This is a genomic window from Acinetobacter sp. TUM15064 (assembly GCF_008980265.1).
In the GTDB taxonomy this organism is placed as follows: Bacteria; Pseudomonadota; Gammaproteobacteria; order Pseudomonadales; family Moraxellaceae; genus Acinetobacter.
Map to the genome: position 1 here is coordinate 1 of NZ_BKFU01000049.1, position 13356 is coordinate 13356.

Consider the following 13356-nt stretch of genomic DNA (forward strand, 5'->3'; position numbering starts at 1 on the left):
AGATAGACGATCAAAAAAAAATCTTATATAAATTCCCAATAGGAAAAAATAATTCTTTAAGAGAATTTTTAAATTTCAGATTCCGACTTCCTACAAATTTATATTGAGGAAATACCATGTCTCACGATCTTGTTAACCAGTATGTCTTAAAAATTTCTTGTCCAGCTGCTTCTGGCATTGTCGCTGCAGTTTCAGGCTATCTGGCAGGAAACAATTGTTTTATTAGTGAAATGTCGCAATATGACGATGAAATTACTGGACGCTTTTTTACTCGTATTGTTTTTCGCTTCAATGATGGCAATGGAGATCTTGAGCAACTAAAACTCGGCTTTGCAGAGGTGTCAGAGAAATTTTCATTAAATGCACAGTTTTATGAAAAGAAAAAACCCATGAAAGTCATGATTATGGTGAGTAAGTTTGATCATTGCTTACTGAATTTATTATATCGCCAGCATAAAGGTGAGTTAAATTTTGAAATTACGGCAATAGTTTCTAACCACTTAGACTTACGTGCAGTTGCTGAACGTGAAGGTATCCGTTTTATTTATCTTCCTGTGACCAAAGAAACCAAACAACAGCAAGAAGAAGAACTCCTTAAAATCATTGATGAAACTAAAACTGAGCTAGTGATATTAGCGCGCTATATGCAAATTCTATCAAATAATTTATGCACACAATTGGCAGGTCGTGCCATCAACATTCACCACTCGTTTTTACCAGGTTTTAAAGGGGCAAAACCTTATCATCAAGCCTTTGACCGTGGGGTAAAACTCATCGGTGCAACCGCACACTTTGTCACCAGTGACTTAGATGAAGGTCCAATTATTGAGCAGGCTGTACAGCGTGTAGATCATGCTTATCTTCCTGAAGATCTAGTTGCAGTTGGTCGTGATACTGAAACGATCGCACTTTCAAAAGCAGTGAAATATTTTGTAGAACATCGCGTATTTATGAATGATAACCGTACAGTGGTGTTCAAATGAGTCTGGCCTTATTACAACAAGATGATGACAAAATTATTGATGGCAAAGCAATCGCCCAGCGCGTGCTAGAAGAAGTCAAAGATGATGTGATCACATTGCAACAACAAGGTATTGAGCCTTGTCTGGCGGTGGTTTTAGTGGGTGATGATCCTGCCAGTCACGTGTACGTCCGCAATAAAGTCGAAAAAGCCAAATTTGTTGGCATCTGTTCTTTAGAGTTTCGTTTTGATGAACAGTTAAGTGAAACAGATTTACTTAAAACCATTGATGCTTTAAATAGTGATCCAAACGTACATGGCATATTGGTGCAACTGCCATTGCCCAAACAAATTGATGAAATAAGAGTGTTAGAACACATTGATCCTAAAAAAGATGTCGATGGCTTTCACAGTGAAAATGTCGGTGGGCTGAGCCAAGGGCGAGACGTACTTACACCATGTACCCCAACGGGTTGCGTACGCTTAATTAAAGAAACTTTAGGTCAAGATTTGAGTGGTCTACATGCCGTTATTATCGGTCGTTCAAATATTGTAGGCAAGCCCATGGCTGCATTGCTGTTAAAAGAGAATTGTACAGTTACCGTTGTACATTCTAAGACTCAAGACTTACATCTAGTCTGCCAACAAGCCGATATTTTAGTCGCAGCTGTCGGAAAGCCAAATATGGTTACTGCATCCTATTTAAAAGCTGATGCCGTAGTTATTGATGTAGGAATTAACCGAATTATCAAAGATGGAAAACCTCGCTTAGTAGGGGATGTCGACTTCAATGATGTCTTACCGATGGTGAGTGCAATTACTCCAGTGCCAGGGGGCGTGGGTCCAATGACGATTGCCTATCTTATGAAAAACACAGTACAAGCTGTCCGTTTGCAGTATCCAAATTTATAGAATTTTTGATAGGTGCTACATCGCACCGCGGAGGATTACGCCATGCCATTTAGCCTACTGAAGTATGGATTAAGTAATGAATATCCAGTGGAAGTGGATTTACCTCCACCGAAGGAGCTGAAATCACACTATGATGTTGTCATTATTGGTGGCGGTGGTCATGGTTTAGCAACAGCCTATTATTTATCTAAATATCATGGGATTACCAATATTGCGGTATTGGAAAAGTCCTACCTTGGTGGTGGTAATACAGCGCGAAATACTGCTGTTATTCGTTCGAACTATTTAACTTCTGAAGGTGTGAAATTTTATGCTGAATCGGTACGTATGTTTAAAGATCTCTCGAATGAGTTTGACTTTAACATTATGTACTCTGAACGCGGGCAATTGACTTTAGCGCATACAGATTCAACGGTGCGCGCATTCCGTCAGCGCGCAGAAGTGAATAAGCATTTTGGTGGTCGGACAGAAATGATTGACCGCCAACAAATTAAAGAACTCGTTCCTTGCTTGAATTTAGACCCAGGACATTTACCCGTTCTAGCAGGCCTATGGCATATCGATGGTGCAACCGCACGACATGATGCCGTTGCTTGGGGTTATGCCAAAGAAGCAGCCAAACGTGGGGTAGAAATTCATCAGTTAACTGAAGTACAAGACTTTGTGATCGAGAATAATAAAGTTACTGCTGTGAAAACCAATCGTGGCACAGTGCAATGCGGCTGTATTGTTCAGGCGATTGCAGGAGCATCCTCTATTTTAATGAATAAGTTGAAAATTCGTGCACCGATTCATACTTATCCCTTACAAGCCATGGTCACGCAACCGTTTAAACCCTTCCTGAATCCTTTGGTGAGTTCTTCGGCTTTGCATTGTTATGTGCAACAAACCAGCCGTGGGGAAATTGTATTTGGTGGCGGTTCCGATCCTTATCCGCTCTATAACACGCGTTCAACTTTAGATTTAAAAGAAAGTTTACTTGCCCATGCAATTGAAATGTTCCCCTTTATGGCCAATGCCAAACTGATGCGTCAATGGGCGGGCATCACCGACATGACACCAGACTATAGCCCGATTATGGGTAAATCGCCTTATGACAATTATTACTTGGATGCAGGTTGGGGCACTTGGGGCTTTAAGGCAACGCCAATTTGTGGAAAAACCATGGCAGAAATGGTGGCGACAGGTCGCACACCAGAAATGATTAAACCTTTTGAATTAGAACGTTTTAGTCGCTTCCAACAAGTGAATGAAATGGGTGCAACGGCTGCGAGCCATTAAGGAGAATATCAGATGAAAATTATGCATTGTCCTTTGAATGGACCTCGTAACATCAGTGAATTTACCTATGGCGGTGAAGTCAAACAGATGCCAGATCAAAATACCTGTACCGATATTGAATGGGCAGACTACGTTTTTAATAGCGATAACACCGCAGGAATTGTACGTGAATGGTGGATGCATACCCCCAGTAGTTACTGGTTTATCGCAGAACGCCATACCGTAACAGATGAAATTATCCGAACTTTTGATGCCAAAGAAATTTTTAATACGCGCGTTGAATTTGTAGCCGTAGAAAGTAAAAAAACAGCTGTCGCACAGCAACAGAAGGAGTCATTAACATGAGCAATTTAAACTTACCCCGACTCCCTTTGCCTTACGGTACATTACTTGATCGTAGCCAAGAAATTGAATTCGAATTTGACGCTGAAAAATTTAAAGGTTTCGCAGGGGATAGCATCGCCAGTGCCTTGATTGCCAACCAGCGTTGGGTGATGTCCCGTTCGTTTAAGTACCATCGTCCACGTGCGCCACTCACGATGGCTGGTCAAGATGCCAATACCTTAATCCAATTGCCACATGAAGCCAATGTGTTAGCAGATACGACAATCATTCATTCTGGATTGGTTTCTAGTGGGCAAAATTTCTCAGGTTCCCTGATGAAAGACTCGGACGCATTTTTAGGAAGATTTTCCAAATTTATGCCTGTCGGGTTCTATTATCGCTCGTTTTATAAACCGAAAGGCGTGTGGAAACTTTGGGAACCAATCATTCGTAAAAAAGCAGGTTTAGGGGTATTGGACCTCAATTTTGAACCTGAATATTACGACAAGGCTTATTTATTTACCGATATCGCGATTGTGGGTGCTGGTCCAGCGGGGCTGCAAGCAGCGCTCAGTGCAGCAGATGCTGGCGCAAAGGTATTGCTAATTGAGCAAGATAAAATTCTCGGTGGTAGCCTGAACTATGCACGTTTCGACCTTAAAGGTGAAAAAGCCAATGCTTTACGTCAACAACTACTGAGTGCAGTCGAGCAGCATGCCAATATTACCGTAATGACGGAGTCCATCTGTAATGCATGGTTTACCGATCATTATCTGCCTGTGATTCAAGGCAAGCGTTTATATAAAGTCCGCGCGAAGCAATGTATTGTGGCAAGTGGTAGCTTTGATCAACCTGTGGTATTTCGAAATAATGATTTACCGGGGGTGATTTTAACCAGTGCGGTGCAGCGTTTAATGAAACTCTATGCTGTTCAACCGGGTCAGAAGATTACGATTTTGACAGGTAATGATGATGGCTATTTGGCTGCACTGGATTTAATTGATGCCGGCTTAAATGTTGTGGCCTTGGTCGACATGCGAGAAACCGCGAAGGATGCTGCACTTTACGGAGCACTCAAAGCCAAAAAAATCCCGTGCTATATGGGCAGTACCGTTTACGAAGCACTCCATGAAAAACATATGCATCGTGTAACGGGTGTTGATATTCGTAAGATTATCTCTGAAGGAGAAGTCGGCACAGAGTCTCAAACAATCCCATGTGATGTACTGTGTATGTCCTCGGGTTATATGCCAGTGTATCAGTTGCTTTGTCAGGCGGGTGCCAAGCTTAGTTATGATGATCACAAAGCTGAATTTACCCTTTCTGGTTTACCCAAAGGACTGTATGTTGCAGGTTCAGTGAATGGGATACATAAGCTTGAGCATGTTCTAGAAAATGCACAACAAACTGCAAAATTGGCGGCTACACGAGCGTTGGAGCAAGCTGATGAGGGTTTATCGTTGCAACAATTCTCTGATCAAGATGTGAATTTTCCTTGGCCGATCTTTAGTCACCCTAAAGGCAAAGAATTTGTCGATTTTGATGAAGATTTACAAATTAAAGATATCGTGAATGCCACCAAGAGCGGCTATCGTGATGTGCAATTGGTTAAGCGTTTTTCAACTGTTGGTATGGGGCCATCGCAAGGTCGTCATTCAGCCTTACCAACTGCGCGTTTAGTGGCGAAATCGACAGATCGTAGTGTCAGTGAAACAGGTGTAACCACTGCACGTCCACCATTTACCGCAGAAAAACTCGCGCATGTTGCGGGACGTAGATTTGATCCGTACCGTCAAACCCCAATGCATGCACGTCATATTGAAGCAGGCGCAAAAATGATGCCCGCGGGTAATTGGCAACGTCCTGCATTTTACGGTGATGCCAATAAACGTCTGCAAAACATCGAAAGTGAAGTGCTGAATGTGCGCCAAAATGTCGGCATGATTGATGTATCGACTTTGGGTGGCTTAGAGATTCGTGGTTCAGACAGTGCTGAATTCTTAAATCGCCTCTATACCTTTGGATTCGCCAAGTTGCCTGTGGGTAAAACCCGCTATGCGGTTATGGCGAATGAAGATGGTGTGGTGATTGATGATGGGGTTGCAGGGCGCCTCAGTGAAAATCATTTTTACGTGACAGCCACCACCAGTGGTGTAGATCGAATCTATCAACAAATGCTGAAGTGGAATGTGCAATGGCGTTTGAATGTGGATATTACCAATGTCACTACAGCACTTGCAGCGGTGAATATTGCGGGGCCAAACTCACGTGCAGTGATGCAAATGGTTTGTCAGGATGTGGACTTATCCAATGCAGCTTTTCCATATTTAGGACTTCGTGTAGGAACCATTTATGGCATTCCAGTCCGTATTTTACGGGTTGGATTTGTGGGTGAATTGGGCTATGAAATCCACTTTCCCGCACGCTATGGTGAATTTATGTGGGATAAACTGATGCAAGCAGGTCAAGACTTTGACATGCGACCATTTGGGGTAGAAAGCCAACGTGTGTTACGTTTAGAAAAAGGCCATATCATCATTAGCCAAGATACCGATGGTATGACTCATCCTCAAGAAGTTGATTTGGGTTGGGCAGTGGCACGGAGTAAACCTTGGTTTGTGGGTAAACGATCCATTGAAATTTTAGAGGCACAAAATTTAAAACGTAAATTGGTCTCTTTTGTTTTAGATAAAACTCAAGAAAAGCCACTTGAAGGTCATATTGTATTGGATGGTAATGATATTTCTGGAAATATTACCTCATGTGAATACTCGCCTACGCTAAATCAAATTATTGGCATGGCTTATGTCGGCATCGAGCAAAGTGAAATTGGACAGCAATTCCCGATTCGGGTAGAAAAAGGTCATGTGGTGCATGCGACGGTGGTAAAAGCCCCTTTCTATGATCCGAAAAACCAACGTCAGGAGATTTAAATATGAACACATTATACGAAGTGGAACGTAGCCCGATTGCGAAAAGTACGACTGCGTCCTATCAAACTTTTGGCTTGGGTAAACAATTTTTAAAAGATATAGATATAGCCGCAGAAAAACAGATTCAGCAGTGTGCAATCGTCGATTTAACCAATTTATCTCGAGTCGGTTTTCGTGGGCAAGATGCAGCAGAATATCTAAATTCCTATGGTTTTACATTACCAGAAAAGCCGAATCAGGCATTAGAGCAAGAGGATGGTAGTTGGGTTACGCGCTTATCCTTCACTGAATATTGTATATTGGGTTCACTGCATGACTTTGGTGAACGTGTCAGCCAGCTTGAACAAGGCTGGACGTTGGATGAGCGGGCAAACTATTTATTGCCGCGTCAAGACAGTCATGCATGGATTCAGTTAACAGGGCAGCATGTAGCGCTGGTCATGGCAAAACTTTGTGGCGTGAATTTGCATCAGGAAGAATTTGCAGTGGGACAAATAGCGCAGACCTCTATTGCACGGATTAATGCGATTGTGATTAATGTCAGTGATGCTCAAACCCAAAAGTTTAATCTGCTGTGTGACCGTGCGGCTGCTTTATACCTCTGGGACGTCTTGATTGATGCAATTGACGAATTTGATGGGCAGGTGGCAGGTATTGAAGCCATCTTCTAAACCGATATAGCCAATCAAATACCGATTTGATCATTTTCCCCAACCTAATGTTCAGATCGGTATTGGCTATATGCTAAAACGAAAATTCAATATTAGCCCATGAAAGAACATAATCTGTCTTCGAGTGTTCAATTGATTAAGAATATAAAATTATTCAGACAGTTAGACTGATTCAACCAAACTAATCATTACATCGGCACAGCCTTCACGAGCGAGGCGAGCAGCTTTATATTCTTCGGAGTCATAGCATGCTTGTGCCGTTGCTAAGTCTGCAAACTCAATTACAACATGACGGCTAAATTCATGACCTTCTAAGCTATGTGAGTTACCCCCACGAGCCAAAAATTTAGCGCCATATTTCTGAAATGCAGCAGGGGCCAATTGCATATAGTGTTGGTATTGTTGCATGTCATGTATGGTTACATGTGCAATCCAGTAAGCAGTCATGGCGAATTCCTTTTAAGCCTGATCTAAAACATTTTTAGCAACTGCAGCGGCTTCCGCAATATGCTCAGCGACGGCTTGTTTTGCCCGATCGGGGTCTTGATGAATATAAATGGCTTCGCAGATATTTTTAATTCGTTGATAACCCGAAACTTCTCGCTTGGTTGATTTCATAGTCATGGCACGTAAACGGCTAATCCGACCATTTAAACGTTGTACCACTTCCCACGCAATGTAATGTTTAGCCGTGTTAAAGATGGTTTCATAGAGTTTGGCAGATGTTGCGATAATGTGATTAATATCATCAGCTGCAAAATCTTGTTCTAATTCGGCCAGTAGAACCTTTAAACGTTCACGGGTTGCATCATTAAGATTTTTAGTACAGTCCGCTACAGCACTTTGTTCGAGCAACAATCGAATTTCATAAATTTGCGAAGCAATGTCCCAATTCAGTAAAGAAACTATAGGGCCTTTGTTTGGCAAAATTTCAACAAGGCCTTCTGCTTCAAGGTAACGTATCACTTCACGGACCACAGAACGACTGACCCCTAGCTCTTCACATAATGTCCGTTCTACCAAACGTTTGCCCGATGGAAAGTAGCCCGTAATAATCGCATTGCGAACTTTCTCTAAACAAAGTTCACGCAAGGTGACTGGTGGATTTTCAATTTTAAGATTCATAAGAGTCGATCTTACCTAAATATGTGAGTCGCAATTTTGTTACATAACTTTCTTTGGAAAAGAGCATAACAAAGTATTGCATTTTTTTCATTATGTATTATGGTATACCATAAGATGTATAACAATACTAACCGACTCAACAGGGAAGAACAATGAACCTGATACGCAAAACTGTACTTCATATAGAAACCACCTATGTAGATGGCGCGAAAGAAGCCGCAACACCATTAAAAATGGTTGCAGCCGCCGCAGTCATTAAAAATCCATGGGCAGGACAGGGCTATGTTGAAAACTTAACCCCAGAAATCCGTCGTATCGCACCCATTTTAAGTGAACACTTAACCAAATTAATTATTGATGAGGTCGGTTCTGGTGCAGCCGTTGAAGCGTTTGGTAAAAGTGCCGTTGTAGGGCTAAATGGTGAACTTGAACATGCTTCAGCGCTTATTCACACCTTACATTTTGGCAACACTTATCGCAGTGCAGTAGAAGCCAAATCGTACTTGGCCTTTAACAATACTCGTGGTCCAGCCAATGCAGCCATTTTAGTTCCAATGATGGATAAAAATGATGAAGGTCGCCGCTCACATTATTTAACGTTGCAATTCGCCATCCCTGATGCACCTGGACCAGATGAAATTGTGATTGTAATTGGTGCTGCGACAACAGGACGTCCACACCACCGTATTGGTGATCGTTACAAGGATTTAGAAGAGTTAGGACATGATCTCAAAAACCCAGCAGCTGTCAAATAACCGTATTGCTCACTATTTTGAGCAAGGTGAAGGAGAACCTTTGGTTCTCATTCACGGAGTCGGTATGCAAGCGGAAGCATGGTACCCGCAAATCGAATTTTTTTCGAACCAATATCGGGTTATTTCAGTGGATATGCCCGGTCATGGTCAAAGTACTCAATTACCAGTCGATGCCTCATTACAAGACTTTGTCGACTGGACCATTGAATTTATTAGTGCGTTAGGTTTAGGTCCAGTCAATTTGGCTGGACACTCCATGGGCTCACTGATTACCGCAGGTGTTAGTGTCACGCGTCCTGATTTGGTCAAACGTATGGCGGTGTTAAATGGGGTATACCGTAGAACACCTCAAGCTCGCCAAGCGGTAATGCAACGTGCTGAAGAGTTGAAGCATGGCCATATTGATGTTGAAACACCGTTACAACGTTGGTTTGGTGAAAGTGAACTAGAACAAATTGCTTCAGCAAAAGTGAAATCTTGGTTAGAAAGTGTAAATCTGTTGGGGTATACCACCGCATATTCAGCATTTGCCAGCGGAGATGAAACCTATGCAGATGGTTGGTCAAAAATTGCCTGCCCAGCACTGGTTTTAACTGGGACAGACGACCCAAACTCAACAGCAGAAATGACCGAACAAATGGCGAATCAAGCGCCAAATGGAACAGCCGTTATTATTGAAAATGAAAGACATATGGTGAATTTAACCGCACCAGAAAAAGTTAATCAGGCAATGCAAGCTTGGCTGAATACAGCCGCTTAGGTTGCTGATCGATCACAGGAGTATCGACATGAGTGAACAGGATGTAGTTAATAAAATGCGCGAACTACGCGACGCTTTTGGGTCTTTCATGACTGGCGTTACCGTAGTCACTACCTGTAAAGAGGATGGAACGCCTCTAGGTTTTACTGCCAACTCTTTTGCTTCGGTGTCTTTGGACCCAGCTTTACTGCTTGTCAGTATTGCCAAGACATCAAGCAATTATCATAATTTTGCGGATGCTGCACATTTTGCAATTAATATTTTGGCAGAAGAGCAAAAAGATATTTCAAATACCTTTGCACGCCCAAGTGATGACCGTTTTGCAAATCTCGCATGGATAACCAGCCCTTGCAAGAACCCATTAATTGATCAAGTAAGTGCATGGTTTGACTGCACGACGCATCAGATTGTGGATGCGGGTGATCATGCGATTTTAATTGGTAAAGTTGAAAATTTTGCATCGGCAGGTTTTGCTGGATTAGGCTATTACCGTGGCGGCTATTTCACTCCAGCAAAACTTTCTGCTGAAGTCATTACTGGTCCGAAAGTCGTGATCAGTGCCATTATTGGCCATGAAAATAAAATTCTCTTGGTAGAAACGCCTGATCATAAATGGACGATTCCACATGTCATGGTCGGCAAAGATGGTGCCGATCAAGCATTAGAAAGCATTTTTGAACAATATCAGCCCGATGCTTCTGCTAGCTTCATTTATTCGGTTTATGAAAATATTGAAAATCAACAACAATATATTTCATTCTTATGTAATACCCCAGTAGATGATGCCATTGCGGGAACCTTTGTCGATTTAAACCAATTAGAACAACTCGAATTTGTCGATAGTGCCTTAGAAAGTATGTTAATGCGTTATCGTAAAGAGAATCACCTAAAAACATATGGTGTTTATTACGGTAATCAAACCAGCGGAACGGTTCGTCAAATTGTTAAAGAGGGAGTTTAATCATGCGTTTTTCATTATTTGTGCATATGGAACGAGTTTCTGATCAACAAACACAGAAGCAACTTTATGATGAAATGGTTGAACTCTGTCAAATTGCAGACCGTGGCGGTATGCATGCGATTTGGACGGGTGAACACCATGCGATGAACTTTACTATTGCTCCTAACCCCTTTATTAATTTAGCGGATTTGGCCAATAAAACTCAAAATGTACGTCTAGGTACAGGAACAATTGTTGCCCCTTTTTGGCATCCCATTAAGCTTGCTGGCGAAGCAGCGATGACCGATATTATTACCAATGGTCGTTTAGATATCGGGATTGCCCGTGGAGCCTATTCATTTGAATATGAACGGATGGTTCCTGGAATGGATGCATGGAGTGCAGGTCAGCGTCTACGTGAAATGATTCCCGCTGTAAAGAACTTATGGAAAGGCGATTACGAACATAAAGGTGAGTTTTGGCAGTTCCCGAAAACAACATCAGCACCGCAACCCCTTCAACAGCCTTTTCCGCCAATTTGGGTGGCTGCGCGTGATCCAAACAGCCACGAGTTTGCGGTGCAAAACGGCTGTAATGTGCAAGTGACACCTTTACATTTTGGCGATGACGAAGTTGAAAAACTAATGGGACACTTCAACACAGCTTGTGAAAAGTTTGCTGATATTCCTCGCCCTGAAATTATGTTACTCCGCCATACCTATGTAGCTGACAGTGAAGCAGACGCTCAATTGGCTGCTGATGAAATTAATACGTTCTATAACTATTTTGGTGCATGGTTTAAAAATGAGCGAGAAATTACTCAAGGCTTAATTGCACCATTAAGTGCTGAAGAAATCGCAGCACATCCATTTTATACCCCTGAAGCAATGCGTAAGAATAATGTGATTGGTCAAGCGCAAGAAGTAATTGATCGTCTGAAAGCTTATGAAGCGATGGGATATAACGAATATTCATTCTGGATTGACACTGGTATGAGTTTTGAACGCAAAAAAGCTTCGTTAGAACGTATGATCAATGAAGTAATGCCTGCATTTGCATAAGAGAGGCAAGGACGATGACCTCAGAATTTCAATTGTATATTAACGGTCAGTTTGAAGCGGGTGCTGCACGTTTTAGCAGTATTAACCCTGCAACTGGTCAAGTGTGGGCAGAAATGCCCGAGGCACGCAACGATGAAGTCAATCGTGCTGTCGATGCTGCACAGCAAGCATTAACTGATCCTGCTTGGGCTAGCTTAACTGCATCTCAGCGAGGACAGTTGCTTTATAAACTTGCCGATTTAATTGAACAGGCTGCACCGCAGTTAGCTGAAATTGAAACTCAGGATACAGGCAAGATTATACGTGAAACGTCTAGTCAAATTGCTTATGTGGCGCAGTATTACCGTTACTACGCAGGTGTTGCAGATAAAATACAGGGCAGCTTTATTCCTGTAGATAAACCAGACATGCAAGTGTGGACCGTGCGTGAACCTGTTGGGGTGATTGCTGCGATTGTGCCTTGGAACAGCCAACTGTTTTTGTCTGCTGTTAAACTTGGTCCAGCTTTGGCCGCAGGTTGCACTGTCGTGCTCAAAGCATCAGAAGAAGGGCCAGGGCCTTTACTTGAGTTTGCAAAACTTGTGCATGCCGCAGGTTTTCCAGCAGGTGTCGTGAACATTATTACAGGCTTCGGTCCTGAATGTGGTGCAGTGCTGAGTAGCCACCCTAAAGTAGCGCATGTCGCTTTTACGGGTGGGCCTGAAACAGCTAAGCATATCATCAAAAATAGTGCTGAAAATTTAGCCAAGGTTTCTTTGGAACTCGGCGGTAAATCTCCCTTTATCGTATTTGCAGATGCTGACTTACAAAGTGCAGTCAACGCACAAGTGGCTGCAATTTTTGCAGCAACAGGTCAAAGCTGTGTGGCTGGTTCGCGTTTATTGATTGAAGCCAGTATCAAAGATCAATTTCTGGAAAAATTGGTTGAGCGTGTACAGCATATTCGTGTTGGTTTACCAAATGACATGGCCACTGAGTATGGTCCACTTTGTACTTTGCGCCAACGTGAAAAAATTGAGCAGGTGGTACAGGCTTCTATTCAACAAGGAGCAATTTTGTTGACGGGTGGGCAGGCATTAGACAGAGATGGCTTTTATTATGCGCCAACCATTTTGGACTGTAGTACGGCACCTCAGGCCGATTGTATTACCACAGAATTGTTTGGACCAGTGCTATCGGTAGATAGCTTCACCACTGAACAAGAAGCCATCCAAAAAGCCAATAGCACCCCTTATGGTTTGGCTTCAGGTGTATTTACTACCAACTTAACCCGTGCCCACCGCATGACCAAAGCGATCTGTGCAGGTATTGTTTGGTTAAACACCTATCGAGCCGTTTCTCCTTTAGCTCCCTTTGGCGGCTATGGTTTATCGGGCCATGGTCGCGAAGGTGGCTTAGATGCGGTATTAGATTACACCACCACTAAAACGGTATGGCTAAGAACCTCAGATGACCCGATTGATGACCCCTTCGTCATGAGGTAAAGCTAGTTTATGCCATATTTTAAGATTATTTAATTATTTAGATAATTTAAATAAACGGATTGCTCGAAGAAAATGGATTTTCGATTGAGCCAACTTCGATGTAGATATCGAGTTGGCACAGCATTGCTTTATATAATTTTTAAAACAAT

At 42.5% G+C, this 13356-nt stretch carries 13 protein-coding genes; 11 read left to right on the forward strand and 2 right to left on the reverse strand.

Going from position 1 to position 13356, the window contains the following annotated elements; genetic code table 11:
* The first annotated feature begins 116 nt into the window (after positions 1–116).
* From purU to GBI16_RS13475, 6 genes are read left to right on the forward strand one after another with little or no spacing between them, the layout of a single operon-like run.
* Positions 117–983 (forward strand): formyltetrahydrofolate deformylase, encoded by an 867-nt coding sequence (gene purU / locus GBI16_RS13450; protein ID WP_086210607.1) that lies wholly within the window; start codon positions 117–119, stop codon positions 981–983.
* Entirely contained in the window at positions 980–1873 is an 894-nt protein-coding gene (folD, locus tag GBI16_RS13455; RefSeq protein WP_086210606.1) for a bifunctional methylenetetrahydrofolate dehydrogenase/methenyltetrahydrofolate cyclohydrolase FolD, read from the forward strand. Before purU ends, folD begins: the two co-directional genes overlap by 4 nt.
* A gap of 42 nt (positions 1874–1915) precedes the next feature.
* Complete coding sequence (locus GBI16_RS13460; protein WP_086210605.1) at positions 1916–3154, forward strand: FAD-dependent oxidoreductase; 1239 nt, start codon at positions 1916–1918, stop codon at positions 3152–3154.
* Positions 3155–3166: 12 nt separating this feature from the next.
* Positions 3167–3499 carry a sarcosine oxidase subunit delta gene (locus tag GBI16_RS13465; protein ID WP_086210604.1) on the forward strand — a complete coding sequence of 111 codons (333 nt, stop codon included), beginning with the start codon at positions 3167–3169 and terminating at the stop codon, positions 3497–3499.
* Complete coding sequence (locus GBI16_RS13470) at positions 3496–6411, forward strand: glycine cleavage T C-terminal barrel domain-containing protein (protein ID WP_151707246.1); 2916 nt, start codon at positions 3496–3498, stop codon at positions 6409–6411. The genes GBI16_RS13465 and GBI16_RS13470 overlap by 4 nt, the downstream gene beginning before the upstream one ends.
* 2 nt (positions 6412–6413) lie before the next feature.
* A complete protein-coding gene (locus tag GBI16_RS13475; RefSeq protein WP_086210602.1) occupies positions 6414–7082 on the forward strand; it encodes a sarcosine oxidase subunit gamma in 669 nt (222 codons plus the stop codon).
* Between the two features lie 162 nt (positions 7083–7244).
* Here the strand turns inward: GBI16_RS13475 and GBI16_RS13480 are convergent, their stop codons facing one another.
* On the reverse strand, positions 7245–7529 hold the full coding sequence (locus GBI16_RS13480; RefSeq protein WP_086210601.1) for a DUF1330 domain-containing protein: 285 nt from the start codon (positions 7527–7529) through the stop codon (positions 7245–7247).
* A 12-nt stretch (positions 7530–7541) separates the two neighbouring features.
* Positions 7542–8207 carry a GntR family transcriptional regulator gene (locus tag GBI16_RS13485; protein ID WP_086210600.1) on the reverse strand — a complete coding sequence of 222 codons (666 nt, stop codon included), beginning with the start codon at positions 8205–8207 and terminating at the stop codon, positions 7542–7544.
* 152 nt (positions 8208–8359) lie between these two features.
* On the opposite strand from GBI16_RS13485, the gene GBI16_RS13490 reads away from it, so the two are divergent.
* Genes GBI16_RS13490 through tgnC form a run of 5 tightly spaced genes read left to right on the forward strand, consistent with a single transcriptional unit; the run spans position 8360 to position 13207 of the window.
* Positions 8360–8962 carry an amino acid synthesis family protein gene (locus GBI16_RS13490; RefSeq protein WP_086210599.1) on the forward strand — a complete coding sequence of 201 codons (603 nt, stop codon included), beginning with the start codon at positions 8360–8362 and terminating at the stop codon, positions 8960–8962.
* Positions 8931–9722, forward strand: coding sequence for an alpha/beta fold hydrolase (locus GBI16_RS13495; RefSeq protein ID WP_086210598.1), 792 nt, complete (start codon positions 8931–8933; stop codon positions 9720–9722). The genes GBI16_RS13490 and GBI16_RS13495 overlap by 32 nt, the downstream gene beginning before the upstream one ends.
* 28 nt (positions 9723–9750) lie before the next feature.
* Positions 9751–10683: a flavin-dependent trigonelline monooxygenase reductase component gene (gene tgnA / locus GBI16_RS13500; RefSeq protein ID WP_086210597.1), complete on the forward strand. Its 933-nt coding sequence runs from the start codon at positions 9751–9753 to the stop codon at positions 10681–10683.
* A 2-nt stretch (positions 10684–10685) separates the two neighbouring features.
* A complete protein-coding gene (tgnB, locus tag GBI16_RS13505; RefSeq protein WP_086210596.1) occupies positions 10686–11723 on the forward strand; it encodes a flavin-dependent trigonelline monooxygenase oxygenase component in 1038 nt (345 codons plus the stop codon).
* A 14-nt stretch (positions 11724–11737) separates the two neighbouring features.
* Positions 11738–13207 carry a (Z)-2-((N-methylformamido)methylene)-5-hydroxybutyrolactone dehydrogenase gene (gene tgnC, locus GBI16_RS13510; protein WP_086210595.1) on the forward strand — a complete coding sequence of 490 codons (1470 nt, stop codon included), beginning with the start codon at positions 11738–11740 and terminating at the stop codon, positions 13205–13207.
* Positions 13208–13356 lie beyond the last annotated feature (149 nt).